The sequence below is a fragment of the Variovorax sp. Root318D1 genome, from assembly GCF_001424835.1.
Classification (GTDB): domain Bacteria; phylum Pseudomonadota; class Gammaproteobacteria; order Burkholderiales; family Burkholderiaceae_C; genus Variovorax.
The window spans coordinates 52,052-71,560 of sequence record NZ_LMCQ01000020.1; the positions used below are offsets into that span (position 1 = coordinate 52,052).

At 64.8% G+C, this 19,509-nt stretch carries 23 protein-coding genes; 21 read left to right on the forward strand and 2 right to left on the reverse strand.

Translation table 11 applies throughout. The features are described from left to right. Window positions 1-3: 3 nt before the first annotated feature. The 19 genes from ASC78_RS17035 to hisA all read left to right on the forward strand — a co-directional run bounded on the left by ASC78_RS17035 (window position 4) and on the right by hisA (window position 15,393). The gene (locus ASC78_RS17035) at window positions 4-1,482 is read left to right on the forward strand and encodes a glutamate synthase subunit beta (protein ID WP_055803590.1); all 1,479 of its coding nucleotides are present in this window, start codon (window positions 4-6) and stop codon (window positions 1,480-1,482) included. Window positions 1,483-1,547: 65 nt separating this feature from the next. Continuing rightward, window positions 1,548-2,405 carry an ABC transporter ATP-binding protein gene (locus ASC78_RS17040; protein WP_055803593.1) on the forward strand — a complete coding sequence of 286 codons (858 nt, stop codon included), beginning with the start codon at window positions 1,548-1,550 and terminating at the stop codon, window positions 2,403-2,405. Further along, window positions 2,402-3,184 carry a lipid asymmetry maintenance ABC transporter permease subunit MlaE gene (gene mlaE, locus ASC78_RS17045; protein ID WP_055803596.1) on the forward strand — a complete coding sequence of 261 codons (783 nt, stop codon included), beginning with the start codon at window positions 2,402-2,404 and terminating at the stop codon, window positions 3,182-3,184. Before ASC78_RS17040 ends, mlaE begins: the two co-directional genes overlap by 4 nt. A gap of 37 nt (window positions 3,185-3,221) precedes the next feature. Next, window positions 3,222-3,722 (forward strand): outer membrane lipid asymmetry maintenance protein MlaD, encoded by a 501-nt coding sequence (gene mlaD, locus ASC78_RS17050; RefSeq protein WP_055803599.1) that lies wholly within the window; start codon window positions 3,222-3,224, stop codon window positions 3,720-3,722. A gap of 56 nt (window positions 3,723-3,778) precedes the next feature. After that, window positions 3,779-4,465: an MlaA family lipoprotein gene (locus ASC78_RS17055; RefSeq protein ID WP_443082729.1), complete on the forward strand. Its 687-nt coding sequence runs from the start codon at window positions 3,779-3,781 to the stop codon at window positions 4,463-4,465. A 181-nt stretch (window positions 4,466-4,646) separates the two neighbouring features. Continuing rightward, on the forward strand, window positions 4,647-5,306 hold the full coding sequence (locus ASC78_RS17060; protein WP_055803605.1) for an MlaC/ttg2D family ABC transporter substrate-binding protein: 660 nt from the start codon (window positions 4,647-4,649) through the stop codon (window positions 5,304-5,306). A gap of 4 nt (window positions 5,307-5,310) precedes the next feature. Further along, window positions 5,311-5,583, forward strand: a complete 273-nt coding sequence (locus ASC78_RS17065; RefSeq protein WP_055803607.1) for an STAS domain-containing protein — start codon at window positions 5,311-5,313, stop codon at window positions 5,581-5,583. Between the two features lie 90 nt (window positions 5,584-5,673). Then, the gene (locus ASC78_RS17070; RefSeq protein WP_055803610.1) at window positions 5,674-6,621 is read left to right on the forward strand and encodes an ABC transporter ATP-binding protein; all 948 of its coding nucleotides are present in this window, start codon (window positions 5,674-5,676) and stop codon (window positions 6,619-6,621) included. Further along, window positions 6,618-7,382, forward strand: a complete 765-nt coding sequence (locus tag ASC78_RS17075) for an ABC transporter permease (protein ID WP_055803613.1) — start codon at window positions 6,618-6,620, stop codon at window positions 7,380-7,382. The genes ASC78_RS17070 and ASC78_RS17075 overlap by 4 nt, the downstream gene beginning before the upstream one ends. Before the next feature lie 18 nt (window positions 7,383-7,400). Next, window positions 7,401-7,643, forward strand: a complete 243-nt coding sequence (locus ASC78_RS17080; protein WP_055803616.1) for a BolA family protein — start codon at window positions 7,401-7,403, stop codon at window positions 7,641-7,643. A gap of 43 nt (window positions 7,644-7,686) precedes the next feature. Continuing rightward, entirely contained in the window at window positions 7,687-8,976 is a 1,290-nt protein-coding gene (gene murA, locus ASC78_RS17085; RefSeq protein WP_055803619.1) for a UDP-N-acetylglucosamine 1-carboxyvinyltransferase, read from the forward strand. Beyond that, window positions 8,973-9,623, forward strand: coding sequence for an ATP phosphoribosyltransferase (hisG, locus tag ASC78_RS17090; RefSeq protein ID WP_055803621.1), 651 nt, complete (start codon window positions 8,973-8,975; stop codon window positions 9,621-9,623). The genes murA and hisG overlap by 4 nt, the downstream gene beginning before the upstream one ends. An 18-nt stretch (window positions 9,624-9,641) precedes the next feature. Next, on the forward strand, window positions 9,642-10,964 hold the full coding sequence (gene hisD, locus ASC78_RS17095; protein WP_055803624.1) for a histidinol dehydrogenase: 1,323 nt from the start codon (window positions 9,642-9,644) through the stop codon (window positions 10,962-10,964). Window positions 10,965-11,070: 106 nt separating this feature from the next. After that, window positions 11,071-11,829, forward strand: coding sequence for a hypothetical protein (locus tag ASC78_RS17100; protein WP_235505115.1), 759 nt, complete (start codon window positions 11,071-11,073; stop codon window positions 11,827-11,829). A gap of 4 nt (window positions 11,830-11,833) precedes the next feature. Beyond that, window positions 11,834-12,205 carry a hypothetical protein gene (locus ASC78_RS17105; protein WP_055803630.1) on the forward strand — a complete coding sequence of 124 codons (372 nt, stop codon included), beginning with the start codon at window positions 11,834-11,836 and terminating at the stop codon, window positions 12,203-12,205. After that, window positions 12,202-13,290, forward strand: coding sequence for a histidinol-phosphate transaminase (hisC, locus tag ASC78_RS17110; RefSeq protein WP_055803633.1), 1,089 nt, complete (start codon window positions 12,202-12,204; stop codon window positions 13,288-13,290). Before ASC78_RS17105 ends, hisC begins: the two co-directional genes overlap by 4 nt. After that, window positions 13,287-13,910: an imidazoleglycerol-phosphate dehydratase HisB gene (gene hisB, locus ASC78_RS17115; RefSeq protein WP_055803635.1), complete on the forward strand. Its 624-nt coding sequence runs from the start codon at window positions 13,287-13,289 to the stop codon at window positions 13,908-13,910. Before hisC ends, hisB begins: the two co-directional genes overlap by 4 nt. Before the next feature lie 19 nt (window positions 13,911-13,929). Then, a complete protein-coding gene (gene hisH / locus ASC78_RS17120) occupies window positions 13,930-14,586 on the forward strand; it encodes an imidazole glycerol phosphate synthase subunit HisH (protein WP_055803638.1) in 657 nt (218 codons plus the stop codon). A gap of 63 nt (window positions 14,587-14,649) precedes the next feature. Next, complete coding sequence (gene hisA / locus ASC78_RS17125; protein ID WP_055803641.1) at window positions 14,650-15,393, forward strand: 1-(5-phosphoribosyl)-5-[(5-phosphoribosylamino)methylideneamino]imidazole-4-carboxamide isomerase; 744 nt, start codon at window positions 14,650-14,652, stop codon at window positions 15,391-15,393. Between the two features lie 19 nt (window positions 15,394-15,412). Here hisA and ASC78_RS17130 read toward each other — a convergent pair whose 3' ends face one another. Then, a complete protein-coding gene (locus tag ASC78_RS17130; RefSeq protein ID WP_055803645.1) occupies window positions 15,413-16,333 on the reverse strand; it encodes an amino acid ABC transporter substrate-binding protein in 921 nt (306 codons plus the stop codon). 8 nt (window positions 16,334-16,341) lie between these two features. Continuing rightward, the gene (locus ASC78_RS17135) at window positions 16,342-17,649 is read right to left on the reverse strand and encodes a dicarboxylate/amino acid:cation symporter (RefSeq protein WP_055803647.1); all 1,308 of its coding nucleotides are present in this window, start codon (window positions 17,647-17,649) and stop codon (window positions 16,342-16,344) included. A gap of 188 nt (window positions 17,650-17,837) precedes the next feature. On the opposite strand from ASC78_RS17135, the gene ASC78_RS17140 reads away from it, so the two are divergent. Next, complete coding sequence (locus tag ASC78_RS17140) at window positions 17,838-18,674, forward strand: D-hexose-6-phosphate mutarotase (protein ID WP_055803650.1); 837 nt, start codon at window positions 17,838-17,840, stop codon at window positions 18,672-18,674. Window positions 18,675-18,698: 24 nt separating this feature from the next. Beyond that, the gene (hisF, locus tag ASC78_RS17145; RefSeq protein ID WP_055803652.1) at window positions 18,699-19,484 is read left to right on the forward strand and encodes an imidazole glycerol phosphate synthase subunit HisF; all 786 of its coding nucleotides are present in this window, start codon (window positions 18,699-18,701) and stop codon (window positions 19,482-19,484) included. Window positions 19,485-19,509: the final 25 nt, after the last annotated feature.

Here is a 19,509-nt window from a genome sequence, read left to right on the forward strand (position 1 = left end):
ACGATGGGAAAGATCACCGGCTTCATGGAGCATGAGCGTGTCGAAGAGGGCTACAAGCCTGCCTCCGAGCGCGTCAAGCACTACAAGGAATTCGTTGTCGGCCTGACGGTCGAGCAGGCCAAGGTGCAGGGCGCACGCTGCATGGATTGCGGCACGCCGTTCTGCAACAGCGGCTGCCCGGTCAACAACATCATTCCGGACTTCAACGACCTTGTGTACCGCGACGACTGGCAGAACGCCTTCGCGGTGCTCGACTCGACCAACAACTTTCCGGAGTTCACCGGCCGCATCTGCCCTGCGCCCTGCGAGGCAGCCTGCGTACTCAATGTGAACGACGACCCGGTCGGCATCAAGTCGCTGGAACACGCAATCATCGATCGCGCCTGGGACGAAGGCTGGGTGGCGCCGCGCGTCGCAAAGCACAAGACCGGCAAGAAGGTGGCCGTGGTGGGTTCGGGCCCCGCCGGCATGGCCGCGGCGCAGCAGCTCGCGCGTGCCGGCCACGACGTGACGCTGTTCGAGAAGAACGACCGCATCGGCGGCCTGCTGCGCTACGGCATCCCCGACTTCAAGATGGAGAAGACGCACATCGACCGCCGCGTCGACCAGATGAAGGCCGAAGGCGTGACCTTCCGCACCGGCGTGATGGTTGGCGCGGCGAAAGATCCGCTGGGCAAGGGCTCCAAGGTGACCAACCTCGCCAAGGAAACCGTCACGCCGGAACAACTGCAGAAAGAGTTCGACGCCGTGGTGCTCACGGGCGGTGCCGAGCAATCGCGCGACCTGCCGGTGCCGGGCCGCGACCTCGACGGCATCCACTTCGCCATGGAGTTCCTGCCGCAGCAGAACCGCGTCAATGCCGGCGACAAGGTCAAGGGCCAGCTGCGCGCGGACGGCAAGCACGTCATCGTCATCGGCGGCGGCGACACGGGTTCGGACTGCGTGGGCACCAGCAACCGTCATGGCGCGGCCAGCGTCACGCAGTTCGAACTGATGCCGCAGCCGCCCGAGGAAGAAAACCGCCCGCTGACCTGGCCCTACTGGCCGATCAAGCTGCGCACCAGCTCCAGCCATGAAGAAGGCTGCGAGCGCGAATTCGCCATCTCCACCAAGGAGTTCATCGGCGAAAAGGGCAAGGTCACCGGCCTCAAGACCGTCCGTGTGGAGTGGAAGGACGGCCGCATGCAGGAAGTGGCCGGCAGCGAGCAGATCCTGAAAGCTGACCTCGTGCTGCTGGCCATGGGCTTCGTGAGCCCCGTAGCGCCTGTGCTGGATGCCTTTGGTGTCGAGAAGGATGCGCGCGGCAACGCCAAGGCCACCGTAGACTTCATCGGCGGCTACGCTACCAATGTGCCCAAGGTGTTTGCCGCAGGTGACATTCGCCGGGGCCAGTCGCTCGTCGTCTGGGCAATTCGCGAAGGTCGCCAGGCTGCGCGGTCGGTGGATGAATTTTTGATGGGATTTAGCGACTTACCGCGCTGATTTTTGTTTCAGTTTTGCGGGGCCCGTTGCGGCCCCGCTATCATTCGCGGAAACCGCATGCCGGGATGCCTGACAAGGCGCCCGGCTTTTTTATTGAGATGGACCCAGCCGCACTGCCACACCCTTTCGTAGAGTTCCGCGACGTTTCGTTCGGCTACGGCGCGCGTGCGATCCTCGACCGGGTGTCGTTTACCGTGCCGCGCGGCAAGGTCACTGCGCTCATGGGCGCCTCTGGCGGCGGCAAGACCACGGTGCTTCGGCTCATCGGCGGACAGCAGCGCGCGCAGCGCGGCGAGGTTCTTTTCGATGGCCGCGACGTCGGCAAACTCGACGCCGCGGGCCTGTATCTGGCACGGCGACGCATGGGCATGCTGTTCCAGTTCGGTGCCTTGTTCACCGACATGAGCGTGTTCGACAACGTCGCCTTTCCGCTGCGCGAGCACACGCAGCTCTCGGAAGCCTTGGTGCGCGACATCGTGCTCATGAAGCTCGACGCAGTCGGTTTGCGCGGCGCGCGTAACCTGATGCCAAGCGAGGTCTCGGGCGGCATGGCACGCCGCGTCGCCTTGGCACGCGCCATTGCGCTGGACCCCGACCTCGTCATGTACGACGAGCCGTTTGCCGGCCTCGACCCCATTTCGCTCGGCACGGCGGCTCGGCTGATTCGTCAGCTGAACGACACGCTTGGGCTGACGAGCATCGTGGTGTCGCACGACCTCGAAGAAACCTTTCGCATCGCCGACCACGTGATCATCCTGGCCAACGGCGGCATCGCCGCGCAGGGCACGCCGAGCGAGGTGCGCGAAAGTGCCGATCCGCTGGTGCATCAGTTCGTCAACGCCTTGCCTGATGGTCCGGTGCATTTCCATTACCCGGGCGTCGGCATCGAAGAAGATTTCGGCAACGAAGGGGGGCAGACATGAGTTGGTTGAAGCCCGCCGACGCCGGATTTGCCGTGCGCAGCAAACTGGCCGACCTCGGTTATGGCGCCAAGCTGTTCCTGCGCCTCATGGTGCGGGGGGCACAAAGCTTGCGTCGCTTCGGGCTGGTACGCGACCAGATCCATTTCCTGGGCAACTACTCGCTCGCCATCATCGCGGTGTCCGGCCTTTTCGTCGGTTTCGTGCTGGGTCTGCAGATGTATTACGCGCTGCAGCGCTACGGTTCTTCCGAGGCTTTGGGCCTGCTGGTCGCCTTGAGCCTGGTGCGGGAACTCGGGCCGGTCGTGGCCGCCTTGCTCTTCACCGGGCGCGCGGGCACGTCCCTGACTGCGGAGATCGGGCTCATGAAGGCCGGCGAGCAGCTCAGCGCCATGGAGATGATGGCGGTCGACCCGGTGCAGCGCATTCTGGCGCCGCGCTTCTGGGCCGGCGTGATCACCATGCCGCTGTTGGCGGCGGTGTTCAGCGCGGTCGGCATCATGGGCGGCTACGTGGTCGGTGTGCTGATGCTGGGTGTGGACCCTGGCGCGTTCTGGGGCCAGATGCAGGGCGGTGTCGACGTGTGGCGCGACGTGGGCAACGGCGTGATCAAGAGCATCGTGTTCGGCTTCACCGTGACCTTCATTGCGCTGTTGCAGGGCTACGTGGCCCAACCGACGCCCGAAGGCGTGTCGCGTGCCACCACGCGCACGGTGGTGATGGCGTCGCTCTCGGTGCTCGGGCTCGACTTCCTGTTGACCGCCATGATGTTCAGTATTTGAAGGAGCTCCGCTCCAATCGTTCTAGAGAGTGCAAACCATGCAACGTTCCAATAGCGACATCTGGGTCGGCCTGTTCGTCCTGATCGGCGGCGCGGCACTGCTGTTCCTCGCGCTGCAGTCGGCCAACCTGCTGAGCCTGAATTTTCAGAAGACCTACAGCGTCACTGCCCGCTTCGACAATATCGGCGGGCTCAAGCCGCAAACTGCGGTCAAGAGTGCGGGCGTAGTGGTCGGACGCGTGGAATCCATCTCGTTTGACGACAAATCCTTTCAGGCCCGCGTCACGCTGGCTTTGCAAAACCGTTACAGTTTTCCCAAGGACAGCTCGCTCAAGATCTTGACCAGTGGTTTGCTCGGCGAGCAGTACATCGGGATCGAGCCGGGTGCCGAGGAGAAGAATTTGCAAGCCGGCGACACCATCACCGCGACCCAATCGGCCGTGGTGCTGGAAAACCTTATCAGCCAGTTCCTCTATAGCAAGGCAGCCGAAGGAAGCAGCAGCACGCCTTCGACGCCGGGAACAGCCAACAAAAAATGAAATCCAGTCTTTTATCGTCCGTTGCTATCAAGAAAGTAGCAAGCTCTACCCGTTGGATGGGTGCTGCAGCCGCTTTTGCGCTGCTTGCAGGTTGCGCAACCGGCCCCCACGCCAATCCAGCCGACCCGTTCGAGCCCTTCAACCGGGGCGTCACGCGCTTCAACGACACGGTCGACGAAGCGGTGCTGGTGCCCGTGGCCACCGCGTACGTGCGCGTGCTGCCTTCCATGGTGCGCACTGGCGTCACCAATTTCTTCGGCAACCTGGGCGACGTCTGGAGCTTTGCCAACAGCGTGGCCCAGCTCAAGCTGCAGAACAGTGCCGAGACCTTCATGCGGGTCAACGTGAACACCTTCTTCGGGCTGGGCGGCCTGCTCGACGTGGCCACCGAAGCCGGCATCGATCGCCACGAGGAAGATTTCGGCCAGACGCTCGGTCGCTGGGGCGTGGGGGCCGGCCCGTACGTCGTGCTGCCTATATTTGGCCCCTCCACCCTGCGCGACACCGCTGCATTGCCGGTCGACCGTGCTGGCGGCGTGGTCTCGAACATGAACGACGTGGCCTGGCGCAATTCGCTGTCGTTCCTGGACGCTGTCGATACGCGCGCGAAATACCTGCGCGCCGGCCGCCTGCTCGACGACGCGGCACTCGACAAATACACCTTCACGCGCGATGCCTACCTCCAGCACCGCCGCAACGATGTGTACGACGGCAATCCGCCTGACGACGAAGGCGGCAAGTAAGGAGCAGAAGAGCGTAGTGGCAAGCTGGGCCGAAAGGCAGTTCCGCTTGCATCCCGTTTCAAGGCTTCACCTGGGCTTCAGGAACCCGGTCGGCCTGGGACTCGTCGAACACGTTCTTTCCAGGAGGTGCGTCGACAATTGGCGTGTCTGCTGCAGATTTCAAAAATTTTAGGGAATTGCCATGAAAAACAACATCTTGCAACGACGCGGCTTTGGCCGCCTGGTTCTGGCCAGCGCGCTTCTTTTTGGCGCTGCCACCGCTTTCGTGCGCCCGGTCCACGCGGCCGACGAAGCGCCTGACGCGCTGGTTAAGCGCTTGTCGACCGATGTGCTCGATACCATCAAGGCCGACACCTCCATCAAGGCGGGCGACATCAGCAAGATCATGGTGCTGGTCGACAGCAAGATCATGCCCAACGTCAATTTCCAGCGCATGACGGCTTCCGCGGTGGGTCCGGCATGGCGCCAGGCCACGCCCGAGCAGCAAAAGCGGCTGCAGGAAGAATTCAAGACCTTGCTGGTTCGCACCTATGCCGGCGCGCTCGACCAGGTGAGCGACCAGACCGTCACGGTTCGTCCGTTCCGCGGTTCGCCCGAAGACACCGAAGTGCTGGTGCGCACCGAGGTCAAGGGCCGCGGCGATCCGGTCCAACTCGATTACCGCCTCGAAAAGACGCCTGGCCAGGGCGGTGGCTGGAAGGTCTACAACCTCAATGTGCTCGGCGTCTGGCTGGTCGACACCTACCGCACGCAGTTCGCGCAGGAAATCAATGCCCGCGGCATCGACGGCCTGATTGCCGCACTGGCCGCGCGCAACAAGGGCAACAACGGCAAGAGCTGACGCCATGCTGGTGCTGCCGACCAAACTCACTCACGACGATGCCCCGGCCTGCATGCGCATGCTGCAGCAGGGGCTGAAGGGACAAGCCGATACGTCCACCGTGGTGGACGCCAGCGCCCTGACGCAATTCGACTCCTCCGCGCTTGCGGTGTTGCTGGAGTGCCGGCGCGAATCGAGCGCGCTCGGTCGCGGCTTTGCGGTCAAGGGGCTTTCCCCGCGGCTGCGCGAACTCGCCGCCCTCTACGGCATCGCGGGACTCTTGCCGGCGGCGCCCTAAGCGCACAGTGCGGCCCGGCAGCGGCCGAGTCAGGTCATCCGGGTGCGGTCCAGCGGCTTGTAACGCAGGCCCGTAAAATCGCCGGCTCCCATGCCCGCGATCTCATTCCAATCGGTCTCCAAGACCTACCCTCCCTCCAGACAGCAGCGGGCCCAAGGCAAGCAAGGGCTGCGCGCCGTCGACGAGGTCAGCTTCCAGATCGAGCCGGGCGAGTTCTTCGGCTTGCTGGGCCCCAATGGCGCAGGCAAGACCACGCTCATCAGCATGCTGGCCGGCCTCTCGCGACCCACCGCCGGGGCCATCAGCGTTCATGGCTTCGACGTGCAGCGCGACTATGCCGAGGCCCGGCGCCAGCTCGGCATCGTGCCGCAGGAACTGGTGTTCGACCCCTTCTTCAACGTGCGGGAATCGCTGCGCATCCAGTCGGGCTACTTCGGCATCAAGAACAACGAGCCCTGGATCGACGAGCTGTTGCAAAGCCTTGGCCTGGCCGACAAGGCCACGGCCAACATGCGCCAGCTCTCAGGGGGCATGAAGCGCCGCGTGCTGGTGGCGCAGGCGTTGGTCCACAAGCCACCGGTCATCGTGCTCGACGAGCCCACCGCGGGCGTCGACGTCGAACTCCGCCAGACGCTCTGGCAGTTCGTCGCCAGGCTCAACAAGGAGGGCAGCACGGTGCTTCTGACCACGCACTACCTCGAGGAAGCCGAGGCACTGTGCAGCCGCATCGCGATGCTCAAGCAGGGCCGTGTGATTGCGCTGGACCGCACCAGCGAACTGCTGAAGTCGGCCGCCAGCAACGTGCTGCGCTTCAAGACCGATGCCATGCTGCCCTGGGCCATTGCCCAGCATGCGCGCATCACCGGGCGCATCGTGCAGCTGCCGGCGCAGAACGCCCATGAAGTCGAACAACTGCTGGCCGCGATCCGCGAAGCCGGCGTCGCGGTGGAAGACGTGGAAATGCGCAAGGCCGATCTGGAAGACGTGTTCATCGACCTGATGGCGGGCGAGCAGACGCCGCTGGAGGTTGCAAGATGATGGCTGTCACGGGTTGGCGCGCGCTGCTTTATAAAGAAACGCTGCGCTTCTGGAAGGTCGGCTTCCAGACCGTCGGCGCACCGGTGCTCACCGCGCTGCTCTACCTCATGGTGTTCGGCCACGTCCTTGAAGACCACGTGAAGGTCTACGGCACCGTCGGCTACACCGCCTTCCTTGTGCCCGGCCTAGTGATGATGAGCGTGCTGCAGAACGCTTTTGCCAACAGCTCTTCGTCGATCATCCAGAGCAAGATCATGGGCAACCTGGTGTTCGTGCTGCTCACGCCGCTGTCGCACTGGGGCTGGTTCTTCGCCTACGTGGGCTCGTCGGTCATCCGCGGGCTGGCCGTGGGGCTCGGCGTGTTCGTGGTCACCATGTTCTTTGCGATGCCGGGCTTCGTTGCGCCTCTCTGGATCCTCGTGTTTGCGCTGCTGGGCTCCGCGATGCTGGGCACGCTGGGGCTCATTGCCGGCCTCTGGGCCGAGAAATTCGACCAGATGGCGGTGTTCCAGAACTTCCTGATCATGCCCATGACCTTTCTCTCGGGCGTTTTCTATTCGATCGGCTCGCTGCCTCCGTTCTGGCAGGGCGTGAGCCACCTGAACCCCTTCTTCTACATGATCGACGGGTTCCGCTACGGCTTCTTCGGCGTGAGCGACGCCTCGCCCTGGCTCAGCCTGGGCATCGTCGGCGCGGCGTGGCTGGCAGTGAGCGCCATCGCCGTCCATCTGCTGAAAATCGGCTACAAAATCAGAGGCTGAAAGGCCCTTTCAATTCCCATGACCGCCGAAGAACTCCAGGCCCTGATCCAGTCCCACCTGCCGTGCGAGCACATCTCGCTGGAGGGCGATGGCCGCCACTGGTACGCCACCATCGTCTCGGCAGAATTCGAGGGCAAGCGCGCCATTCAACGCCATCAGCGGGTCTACGCCACCCTGGGTGCGAAAATGCATACCGACGAGGTGCATGCGCTCTCGATGAAAACCTACACGCCGGCCGAATGGGCGGCGATCGACAAGTAAGCAACGGGCGGCCGAGGCGGCCCTCAATTTCGCTGGATTCCTGATGGACAAACTTCTGATTCGCGGCGGGCGCCAGCTTCGCGGCGAGGTACTCATTTCCGGCGCCAAGAACGCCGCGCTGCCCGAATTGTGTGCGGCGCTGCTCACCGACCAGCCCGTGACGCTTCGCAACGTGCCTCGCCTGCAGGACGTGTCGACCATGCTCAAGCTGGTGCGCAACATGGGCGTGACCGCCGAGCGCGACCACAGCGGCACCGTGCGGCTTCACGCCGGCGACCTCACCAACCCCGAAGCGCCCTACGAGCTGGTGAAGACCATGCGCGCCTCCGTGCTCGCCCTCGGCCCACTGCTCGCGCGTTTCGGCCATGCCAAGGTGTCGCTGCCGGGCGGCTGCGCCATCGGCTCGCGGCCGGTCGACCAGCACATCAAGGGCCTGCAGGCCATGGGGGCCGAGATCGTGGTGGAGCACGGCTACATGATCGCCAGCCTGCCGGCCGGCCGCACCCGGCTGAAGGGCGCGCGCATCCTGACCGACATGGTCACCGTCACCGGCACCGAGAACTTCCTCATGGCCGCTGCGCTGGCCGAGGGCGAAACGCTGCTCGAAAACGCCGCGCAAGAGCCCGAGATTGTCGACCTGGCCGAAATGCTGATCCTCATGGGTGCGAAGATCGAAGGCCACGGCACCAGCCACATCCGCATCCAGGGCGTCGAAAAATTGCACGGCTGCGAACACGCCGTGGTGGCCGATCGCATCGAGGCCGGCACCTTCCTGTGCGCCGTGGCGGCCACGGGCGGCGATGTGTTCCTGCGCCACGCGCGCGCCAACCACATGGACGCGGTGATCGACAAGCTGCGCGATGCCGGCTGCACGGTCACGCCGGAAGAGGGGGGCGTGCGCATCGCCTCCAAGGCGCCGGCCTGCGAGCACCTCAAGGCGCAGAGCTTCAGCACCACCGAATACCCCGGCTTTCCGACCGACATGCAGGCGCAGTTCATGGCGCTGAACGTGATCGCGCGCGGCGCCTCCATGGTGACCGAAACCATCTTCGAGAATCGCTTCATGCACGTCAACGAGATGGTGCGCCTGGGCGCGACGATCCATGTCGAAGGCAAGGTGGCGATGGTAGAGGGCGTGCAACAGCTGTCGGGCGCCACCGTGATGGCCACCGACCTGCGCGCCTCGGCCAGCCTGGTCATCGCCGGCCTTGTAGCTGACGGCGAGACGATGGTCGACCGCATTTACCACCTTGACCGCGGCTACGACCGTATGGAGGCCAAGCTGCGCGGCCTGGGCGCGGACATCGAACGCATTTCGGGAGCCGCCGCATGATCACCCTGGCGCTCTCGAAGGGCCGCATCTTCGAAGAAACGATGCCCCTGCTGGCCGCCGCCGGCATCGAGGTCACCGAAGACCCGGAAAAATCGCGCAAGCTGATTCTGGCCACTACCCGCGCCGACGTGCGGGTGGTGCTGGTGCGCGCCTCCGACGTGCCCACCTATGTGCAGTACGGCGGTGCCGATCTCGGCGTGACCGGCTCCGACGTGCTGCTCGAGCACGGCAACCAGGGCCTGTACCAGCCGCTCGACCTGCGCATTGCGGCCTGTCGCCTCAGCGTGGCGGTGCGTGCCGACTACGACTACGCCTCGGCCGTGAAGCAGGGCTCGCGCCTCAGGGTCGCGACCAAGTACGTGGGCCTGGCGCGCGAGTTTTTTGCGAGCAAGGGCGTGCACGTCGACCTGATCAAGCTCTACGGCAGCATGGAGCTCGCACCGCTCACGGGCCTGGCCGACGCCATCGTCGACCTGGTCTCGACCGGCAACACGCTCAGGGCCAATCACCTGGTCGAGGTGGAGCGGATCATGGACATCAGCGCGCGCCTCGTGGTCAACCAGGCCGCGCTCAAGCTCAAGCGCGAGCCGATCCGCCAAATCATCGACGCCTTCGCCTCCGCCATTCCCGCGGCAGCCACGCCCTGAGTTCTTCACCGCAGCGCCATGACACTGAAAGCAGCACCCGTCCGTCTCTCCACCGCTTCAGCCGGCTTCGACGCCGAATTCAAGGCGCGGCTGCATTGGTCCGCCGACGCAGACGCGGCCATCGAGAAGGTGGTGGCCGATATCCTGGCCGATGTGCAGAAGCGGGGCGACGACGCGGTGCTGGAATACACCAACCGCTTCGACAAGCTCGGTGCCAGGACGCTGCCCGAACTGGAGCTGACGCAGGCCGAGCTGAAGGCCGCCTTCGAATCGCTGCCCGCCGCCCAACGCGACGCACTCGAAGCCGCCGCGCGCCGTGTGCGCAGCTACCACGAGGCCCAGAAGAAGGCGAGCGGCGAGAGCTGGAGCTACCGCGATGCCGACGGCACGCTGCTCGGCCAGAAGGTCACGCCGCTCGACCGCGTCGGCATCTACGTGCCCGGCGGCAAGGCGGCCTATCCGTCGAGCGTGCTGATGAACGCGATTCCGGCGCATGTGGCCGGCGTGGCTGAAATCATCATGGTGGTTCCGACGCCGGGCGGCGAGAAGAACCCGCTCGTGCTCGCAGCCGCCTATGTGGCCGGCGTTACCCGCGCCTTCACCATCGGCGGCGCGCAAGCGGTGGCTGCGTTGGCCTACGGCACCGCCACCATTCCCGCGGTCGACAAGATCACGGGCCCGGGCAATGCCTACGTCGCAGCCGCCAAGCGCCGCGTGTTCGGCACCGTGGGCATCGACATGATCGCGGGGCCGAGTGAAATTCTCGTTCTGGCCGACGGCACCACGCCGCCCGACTGGGTGGCCATGGACCTGTTCAGCCAGGCCGAGCACGACGAGCTCGCGCAAAGTATCTTGCTGTGCCCCGACGCAGCGTATATCGACCGTGTGCAGGCCGAAATCGACCGCCTGCTGCCCACCATGCCGCGCGCCGAGATCATCGCGGCTTCGCTCAACGGCCGCGGCGCGTTGATCCACACGAAGAGCATGGAAGAGGCCTGCGAGATCAGCAACCGCATCGCGCCGGAGCACCTCGAAGTGAGCAGCAGCGAGCCGCTGCGCTGGGAGCCCTTGCTGCGCCACGCCGGCGCCATCTTCCTCGGCGCCTTCACCAGCGAAAGCCTGGGCGACTACTGCGCCGGCCCGAATCACGTGCTGCCGACCAGCGGCACGGCGCGCTTCTCGAGCCCGTTGGGCGTCTACGACTTCCAGAAGCGTTCGAGCCTGATCGAAGTTAGCGAAGCCGGCGCGCAGGTGCTGGGCCCCATCGCGGTGACGCTGGCCGAAGGCGAGGGCCTGCAGGCGCACGCCGAAGCGGCGCGAATGCGCCTGCGCAAGATCTGAAGTTCCATAAATAGAAAACCGCTCGGGAGGAGCAAGCCAGATGATTCACCGTCTTCATAGGTCGCGTTTTTTCAGATTCGCCACAGGCCTCGTTGCAGCCGCAGCCTTGCTCGCCGCCTGCAGCCAGATGCCGCAAGCGCCGCGCAACGAGTCGGCCGCCTTGTCGGCAACGCCCAGCGCTGCCGCCGCGCCCGCACCGGCGCAGCTCGGCACCCAGTGGGGCGAGGGCATCGAGTCGAAGACCCGCGCGGTCAACGCCAAACGGCTGTCCGCACAGCCTGACGAAGTGGCCTCGCTGGGCTACAACGAAGCGTCCGCCGTGCGCCGCGACGCGGGCAACAACCCCGAACGCCGCCTCCATCTGCAACTGGTCCAGGGCGACGTCGAATGGTCGGTACTCGACGAGAACGACCGCCCCCTGCCGCTGCAACGCGCACGTCGCAGCAGCGATATGTTCCGCCTCGCCGGCATCGAAGGCGCGCGTTACACGCTGCGCTTTCGTAACTACAGCGACCGCAGCTACGAAGTGATTGCCACAGTCGATGGCCTCGACGTGCTGAACGGCAAGCCCGGCAGCCTGCGCAATGGCGGCTATGTGCTGCGTCCGCTGCAGACCCTCGACATCGAAGGCTTCCGCAAGAGCCAGAGCGAGGTCGCGGCCTTCCGCTTCGCCGCACCGGGTCGCGCCTATGCGGCCAACACCGAAGCCGGCGACGTGCGCAACATCGGCGTGATCGGCGCTGCATTGTTCGAGCTCGAGCAGCCCGAGGGACCGCGCCGCGCGCGCAGCGACGCCACGCCGTCGCAGCCCAATGCCTTCCCGGCCGACGCCTCGTACGCGCCGCCGCCGCGCTATCGCAAGTGACGCCATGAGCCGTACTGCCGTCCTGCTGCTGCTGCGCCTGCCGGTGCTGTTGCTCGCACTGGCGGCCGGTGCCGGTGCGCAGGCGATGAGCATCCGAGAACTGCGCATGCTCGAAACCAACGAGAAGGACGGCAAGGCGTACGCGAGCTACTACCTCGTCGGTGTGCTCGAAGGCTTGCGCGAAGGCGTGGAAGCGGCGCAGCGCAACGGCCAGAAGCCGATCTTCTGCGTCGAAGGCCGCCGCCTTGAGCCGTCGATGGCACGCTCCCTCTATCAAACCGAGCTGACGCGCAACGCCGACAGCTATGAAGCCGACATGCCCGTTCAATTGGTCATGTCCGGCGCCCTTAAAAACAGCTTCCGCTGCACCCGATGACAACATCTTCCACCGCCCGCCCGATCGATCGCATCCGCTCCGACGTGCAGTCCATGCATGCCTATGCGGTGCAGGATGCACGCGGCTTCGTCAAGCTCGACGCCATGGAGAACCCGTTCGGCCTGCCGCCCGCGCTGCAGGCCGAGCTTGGCGCCCGGCTCGGTGCGTTGGCGCTCAACCGCTATCCCGGTGAGCGGGGCAGCGATCTGAAGCGCGCGCTGGCTGCGCATGCGCACATGCCCGAAGGCTTTGCGCTGATGCTGGGCAACGGCTCCGACGAGTTGATCTCGCTCCTGGCCATTGCTTGCGACATGCCCGGTGCCACCGTGCTCGCGCCCGTGCCAGGCTTCGTGATGTACGCCATGAGCGCAAAGCTGCAGGGCCTGCGCTTCGTCGGCGTGCCGCTCACCGCCGACTTTGAGCTCGACGAGGGCGCCATGCTTGCCACCATCGCGCGCGAGAAGCCGGCCATCGTTTACCTGGCCTATCCGAACAACCCCACCGCCAACCTCTGGGACGACGCCGCCATCGAAAAGATCGTGCAGGCCCAGGCCGAGCAGGGCGGCCTGGTGGTGATCGACGAGGCCTACCAGCCATTCGCCGCCAAGAGCTATGTCGACCGCATCGCACGGCACGGTCATGTGCTCCTGATGCGCACGCTCAGCAAGTTCGGCCTGGCCGGCATCCGCCTCGGCTACCTCATGGGGCCGGCGGCGCTGGTCGCCGAAATCGACAAGGTGCGCCCGCCCTACAACATCAGCGTGCTCAACTGCGAATGCGCGCTTTTTGCGCTCGAGCACGCCGAGGTCTTCGAGGCCCAGGCAAGGCAGATCCGCGAGGAGCGCCACCGCATCCTGATGGGCTTAGGCCGCCTGGCGGGCGTGAAGGCTTGGCCGAGCGATGCCAACATGATCCTCGTGCGCGTTCCCGATGCCGCCAAGACCTTTGAGGGCATGAAGAGCCGCGGAATACTGGTGAAGAACGTTTCTAAAATGCATGAACTGCTGGCAAATTGCCTGCGCCTCACCGTTGGAACGACCGACGAGAATGCGCAAATGCTCGCGGCACTCGAAGCCTCACTATGACCACCCCCCAAACCACCGAAACGGGCACCGCCGCGCGCACCGCGTCGGTCACCCGCAACACGGCTGAAACCAAGATCACCGTCAGCGTCAATCTCGACGGCACGGGCCGCGCCAAGCTCTCCACCGGCATTGGGTTTTTCGACCACATGCTCGACCAGATCGCCCGCCATGGCCTGATCGACCTGGAGATTGATTGCCAAGGCGACCTGCACATCGACGGCCACCACACCGTGGAAGACGTAGGCATCACGCTGGGCCAGGCGGTTGCCAAGGCGGTGGGCGACAAGAAGGGCATCCGCCGCTACGGGCATGCGTACGTGCCGCTCGACGAGGCGCTGAGCCGCGTCGTCATCGATTTCTCGGGCCGACCGGGCCTGGAGATGCACGTGCCGTTCACGAGCGGCATGATCGGCACCTTCGACAGCCAGCTCACCTACGAATTTTTCCAGGGCTTTGCCAACCACGCCTTCGTCACGCTGCACATCGACAACCTCAAGGGCGTCAATGCGCATCACCAGTGCGAAACGGTGTTCAAGGCTTTTGCGCGCGCGCTGCGCGGTGCGCTCGAACTCGACCCACGCTCCGTGGGCGTCATTCCATCGACCAAGGGTTCGCTCTGAATTCCTCCAGCGAACAGCTATGAAATCTGTAGCAAATACCGTCGCGGTCGTCGACTACGGCATGGGCAACCTGCATTCGGTGTCGCAGGCGGTGCGGCATGCGGCCGATCAGGTGGGTGTCGAGGTCTTCGTCACCTCCGACCCCGAAGTAGTGCGCAAGGCCACCCGTGTGGTGCTGCCGGGGCAGGGCGCCATGCCCGACTGCATGCGCGAACTGCGCGACTCCGGCCTTCAGGAATCAGTGCTCGAAGCCGCGGCGAACAAGCCGCTCTTCGGCGTGTGCGTCGGCATGCAGATGCTGCTCTCTCGCAGTGACGAAGGACCGACCGACGGCCTGGGCCTCATTCCGGGCGAGGTCGTCAAGTTCGAACTGGCCGGTCGGCTGCAGCCCGATGGCAGCCGCTTCAAGGTGCCTCAGATGGGGTGGAATCAGGTGCGTCAGGCCCGGCCGCATGCCGTGTGGGCGGGTGTGCCGAACATGAGCTATTTTTATTTCGTTCACAGCTTCTATGCGCGGCCGGCGGACGTCCGGCACAGCGTGGGCGAGGCAGATTACGGCGCGAGCTTTACCGCAGCCATTGCACGCGATAACATTTTTGCCACCCAGTTCCACCCGGAGAAGAGTGCGGACCATGGGTTGCAGCTCTATCGAAATTTCCTCCACTGGAATCCTTGACCTTAATTTTCCGCCCGGGCCGAACCTTCCTCAGCCCGGTTCCCGCACACTCGCGTCACTTCCATGCTCCTCATTCCCGCCATTGATCTCAAAGACGGCCACTGCGTTCGCCTCAAACAGGGCGACATGGACCAGTCCACCATCTTCAGCGAAGACCCCGCCGCCATGGCCCGCAAATGGGTCGAGGCCGGCGCAAGGCGGCTGCACCTGGTCGATCTGAATGGCGCGTTTGCCGGCAAGCCGCAGAACCACGCGGCCATCAAGGCAATCCTGCGCGAGGTCGGCGACGACATTCCTGTGCAGCTGGGCGGCGGTATCCGCGACCTCGACACCATCGAGCGCTACATCGACGACGGCTTGCGCTACGTGATCATCGGCACCGCCGCGGTCAAGAACCCCGGCTTCCTGAAAGACGCCTGCGTGGCCTTCGGCGGCCACATCATCGTGGGCCTCGACGCCAAGGACGGCAAGGTCGCCACCGATGGCTGGAGCAAGCTCACGGGCCACGAAGTGGCTGACCTGGGCAAGAAGTTCGAGGACTACGGCGTCGAATCGATCATCTACACCGACATCGGCCGCGACGGCATGCTGTCGGGCATCAACATCGATGCCACCGTCAAGCTCGCACAGGCGCTGACCATTCCGGTCATCGCCTCGGGCGGCCTGTCGAACATGGCCGACATCGTCCAGCTCTGCGCCGTCGAGCCCGAAGGCGTCGAAGGCGTGATTTGCGGCCGCGCCATCTATTCGGGCGACCTCGATTTCGCCGCCGCGCAAGCCCGCGCCGACGAACTCGCCGGCGCCTAAAGCGTTGCCAAGGTGAAGGCTACTCGGCCTTCACCGCCATCGTCTGGATGATCGCTTCCAGCTGCGCGCTCATCGGCAGGTTGATGCTTTCCCCCGTGGGCAGTTTGCGCAGGAACCAGCGCTTGTACTGGCGCTCGATCTCGCCGTCCTCGGCCAGCACCTGGAAGCTGTCGTTGATCACCTTGCGAAGCTGGGCGTCGCCCTTGCGGTACATGATCCCGTAGGGGTCGTAGGAGAGGTAGTCGCCGACCACTTCGTACTCGGCCTTGGCGGTGTCGCGCGCGATGAGGCCGTAAAGCAGCACGTCGTCCGTGGCAAAGGCGTCGGCCTGGCCGCTCTTCACGAGCCCGAACGAATCGGCGTGGTCGCGCGCCACCAGCAGGTTGATGCCGAGCTTGAACTTCTGCGAAAGCTCGCGCAGCGTTTTCTCGTTGGTGGTGCCGGCGGTCACCGCCACCCGTTTGCCGGTCAGGTCGCGGAACGACTTGATGGGCGAACCCTTCTTCACCAGCACCTTGGTACCCGAGACGAAGATCGTGGGCGAGAAGCTCACGCGCTTTTGCCGCTCGAGGTTGTTGGTGGTCGAGCCGCACTCGAGATCGACAGTGCCGCTCTCGACCGCTTCGATGCGCGAATCGGAAGTCACGGGCGCCCACTTGATCGTGAGGCTCTTGTTCACCGCGTCTTCGATCGCCGTGACCAGCGCGCGGCAAAGTTCGATCGAGTAGCCGATGGGTTCCTTGCGCGCGTTGAGAAAGGAAAACGGCACCGACGACTCGCGGTAGCCGATGGTGATGGCGCCGGTCTCGCGCACCTTGGCGAGGGTGCCGGTCAGTGTCTCGGGCGCTTGCGGCTGTGCCAGCGCAGGCGCAGCGAAAACCAGCGCGGTGGCTGCCAGCAGGCCGGCCAGGAAAACCGACAGCGTGGCCTTGGGTTTCACGGTCGGCCTCACGCGTGCGCTGGATGGGCGAGGGTGGCCGCGGCCTCGGCGTCCAGCGTCTTGGCATTGACCGCCGCGTCGCTTTCGGAGAGCAGCTCGCCCTCCCACTTGGCAACCACGGCCGTGGCGATGGAGTTGCCCACCGCATTGGTGGCCGAGCGGCCCATGTCCAGGAAGGTGTCGACGCCCAGGATCAGCAGCAGACCGGCCTCGGGAATGTCGAAGTGGTTGAGCGTGGCGGCAATCACCACCAGCGAGGCGCGCGGCACGCCGGCCATGCCCTTGGAGGTGAGCATCAGGATCAGCAGCATGGTGATCTGCGTGCTGAGCGGCATGTGGATGTTGTAGGCCTGCGCGATGAACAGCACGGCGAAGGTGCAGTACATCATCGAGCCGTCGAGGTTGAACGAATAGCCCATCGGCATCACGAAGCTCGAGATCTTGCGCTTCACGCCAAAACGGTCGAGCGCCTGCAGGATCTTCGGGTACGCCGCTTCGGAGCTGGCGGTGGCGAAAGAAAGCAAAAAGGCTTCTTTGATGAGCACCAGCAGCTTGAACACCCGCGGGCCCAGGAACGAGAAGCCCGCGAAGATCAGCACGCCCCACAGCACGACCAGGCCCAGGTAGAAGTCGCCCATGAACACGGCGAACTTGAGCAGGATGCCGAGGCCGTTCACCGCGACGGTGGCGGCCATGGCGGCCATCACGGCAAGCGGCGCCAGCTTCATCACGTAGCCGGTGATCTTGAGCATGGCGTGCGAGAGCTCGTCGATGGCGGCTACCAGCGTCTTGGCCTTGTCGCCGAGCGAAGCGAGCGCCACGCCGAAGAACATCGAGAACACCACGATCTGCAGGATCTCGTTGTTGGCCATGGCCTCGGCAAAAGACTTCGGCACCAGGTGGCTCACGAAGTCCTTGAGCGTGAACTTCGCGGTGGCGAGGTTGGCCGTAGTGCCGATGTCCGGCAGCGGAAGTCCCAGGTTCTCGCCGGGCTTCAGGACGTTGGCCATCACCAGGCCAATGAGCAGCGAGATGAGCGAAGCGGTGAAGAACCAGCCCAGCGACTTGCCGAACACGCGCCCTACCGACTTGGCGTCGCCCATGTGCGCGATGCCCACCACCAGGGTGGAGAACACCAGCGGGCCTATCAGCATCTTGATGAGACGCAGGAACACGTCTGAAACGATCGATACGTAGCCCGCGATCTGGGCGGCCGCCTTCTTGTCGGGAAAGCTCGTGAAGATCATGTAGCCAACCAGAATGCCAAGCACCATGGCAATCAGGATCCAGGCCGCGGCGGGCAGTTTCTTTCTCATGTTTGTCCCTTTGACGTATGTGTGGTTTTGGGCGCGGGCGCATTGGCCGGCAGCCTCTTCTTGTGCGGCAGGCGAAGGGTATCCAAGAAGGTCCCCTGCATGCAACCGGCATGGAGGCAGCGGCGATGAAGCCTTAAGTGTCCAAATGCCAATTCCGTGCCAGCAGATTCGCTGCCTACAATTCTCCAATGGATATCAGCTCGATCGAGTTTCGCGGACAGCCCGCACTTCGCGCCGCCGGGGCCGACGGCAGTGCTTTCATCGTGTCGCTGCACGGGGCGCAGCTGCTTTCCTGGACCACGGCCGACACGGCGGAACGCCTCTATCTGAGCCCGCGCGCGGTGTTCGACGGGCAGGCTGCGATCCGCGGCGGCGTGCCCATTTGCTGCCCCCAATTCAACCAGCGCGGCATGTTGCCCAAGCATGGATTCATGCGCAATTTGCCTTGGGAAAACCGGGGTGTAGCCGCCACTTCAGGCGAATTGGTCCTGCGACTGCGCGACAACCCGGCCACCCGCAAGCTCTGGCCGCACTCTTTCGAGGCCCGCCTTCAGATCGGCATGGTCCCGCGCCGGCTGCGCACCACGCTGACGCTGCTTAATGTGGACCATGCGCCGTTCAGCTTTGCGGCGGCATTGCACACCTACCTGCGCATCGACGATATTGCCCAAGTGCGGCTGGAAGGCCTCCAGGGTGCCAACCGCTGGGATTCGCTGCGCGACGACCGCCACGTGGAGACGGCGCCGGCGCTGCGCTTCGATGCCGAGTTCGACAGCGTCTACGCCGCTCCCGCCAAGCCCATGCACCTGGTGCAGCCTAGCGGCACGCTCGAGATCACGCAAAGTGCGAGCTTCAGCGAAACGGTGGTGTGGAACCCCGGCGCGGTGCTCGGTGCGAAACTCGCAGACATGCCCGAAGAAGGATATCGGCACATGCTGTGCGTCGAGGCGGCGCGCATCGACGAACAGATGCTGCTCCTGCCCGGGGCGCAATGGCAGGGCTGGCAGCAGCTCATCGTTCTCTGACTGAATTTTTCCTTACGACCGACCATGCTCGCAAAACGCATCATTCCCTGTCTCGACGTCACCGGCGGCCGCGTCGTCAAGGGCGTCAATTTTCTCGAGCTGCGCGATGCCGGCGACCCGGTCGAAATTGCCGCCCGCTACAACGCGCAAGGCGCCGACGAGCTCACCTTCCTCGACATCACGGCTACCAGCGACGGTCGCGACCTGATCCTGCCGATCATCGAGGCGGTGGCCTCGCAGGTGTTCATTCCGTTGACGGTGGGGGGCGGCGTGCGCACCGTGGCCGACGTGCGCCGGCTGCTCAATGCGGGCGCCGACAAGACCAGCTTCAACTCCGCGGCCATCGCCGATCCGCAGGTGATCAACGACGCATCGCAGAAATACGGTTCGCAGTGCATCGTGGTGGCCATCGACGCCAAGCGCCGCAGCCTCGAAGAAGCCGCCACGCGCGGCGCCGGCTGGGACGTGTACAGCCATGGCGGCCGCAAGAACACCGGCCTGGACGCCGTTGAATGGGCGACCGAGATGGTGCGCCGCGGCGCCGGTGAAATCCTGCTCACGAGCATGGACCGCGACGGCACCAAGAGCGGCTTCGACCTGGAACTTACCCGCGCGGTGAGCGATGCCGTCAACGTGCCGGTGATCGCATCCGGCGGTGTCGGCAGCCTGGACGACTTGGCCGACGGCATCCAGACGGGCGGCGCCGACGCGGTGCTGGCTGCCAGCATCTTCCACTACGGCGAACACACGGTCGGCGAGGCGAAAGCCCGCATGGCCGCGCGGGGCATCCCGGTGCGAATCGACTGCTGAGGGGTCTTTGCCTATCCCCGACAAT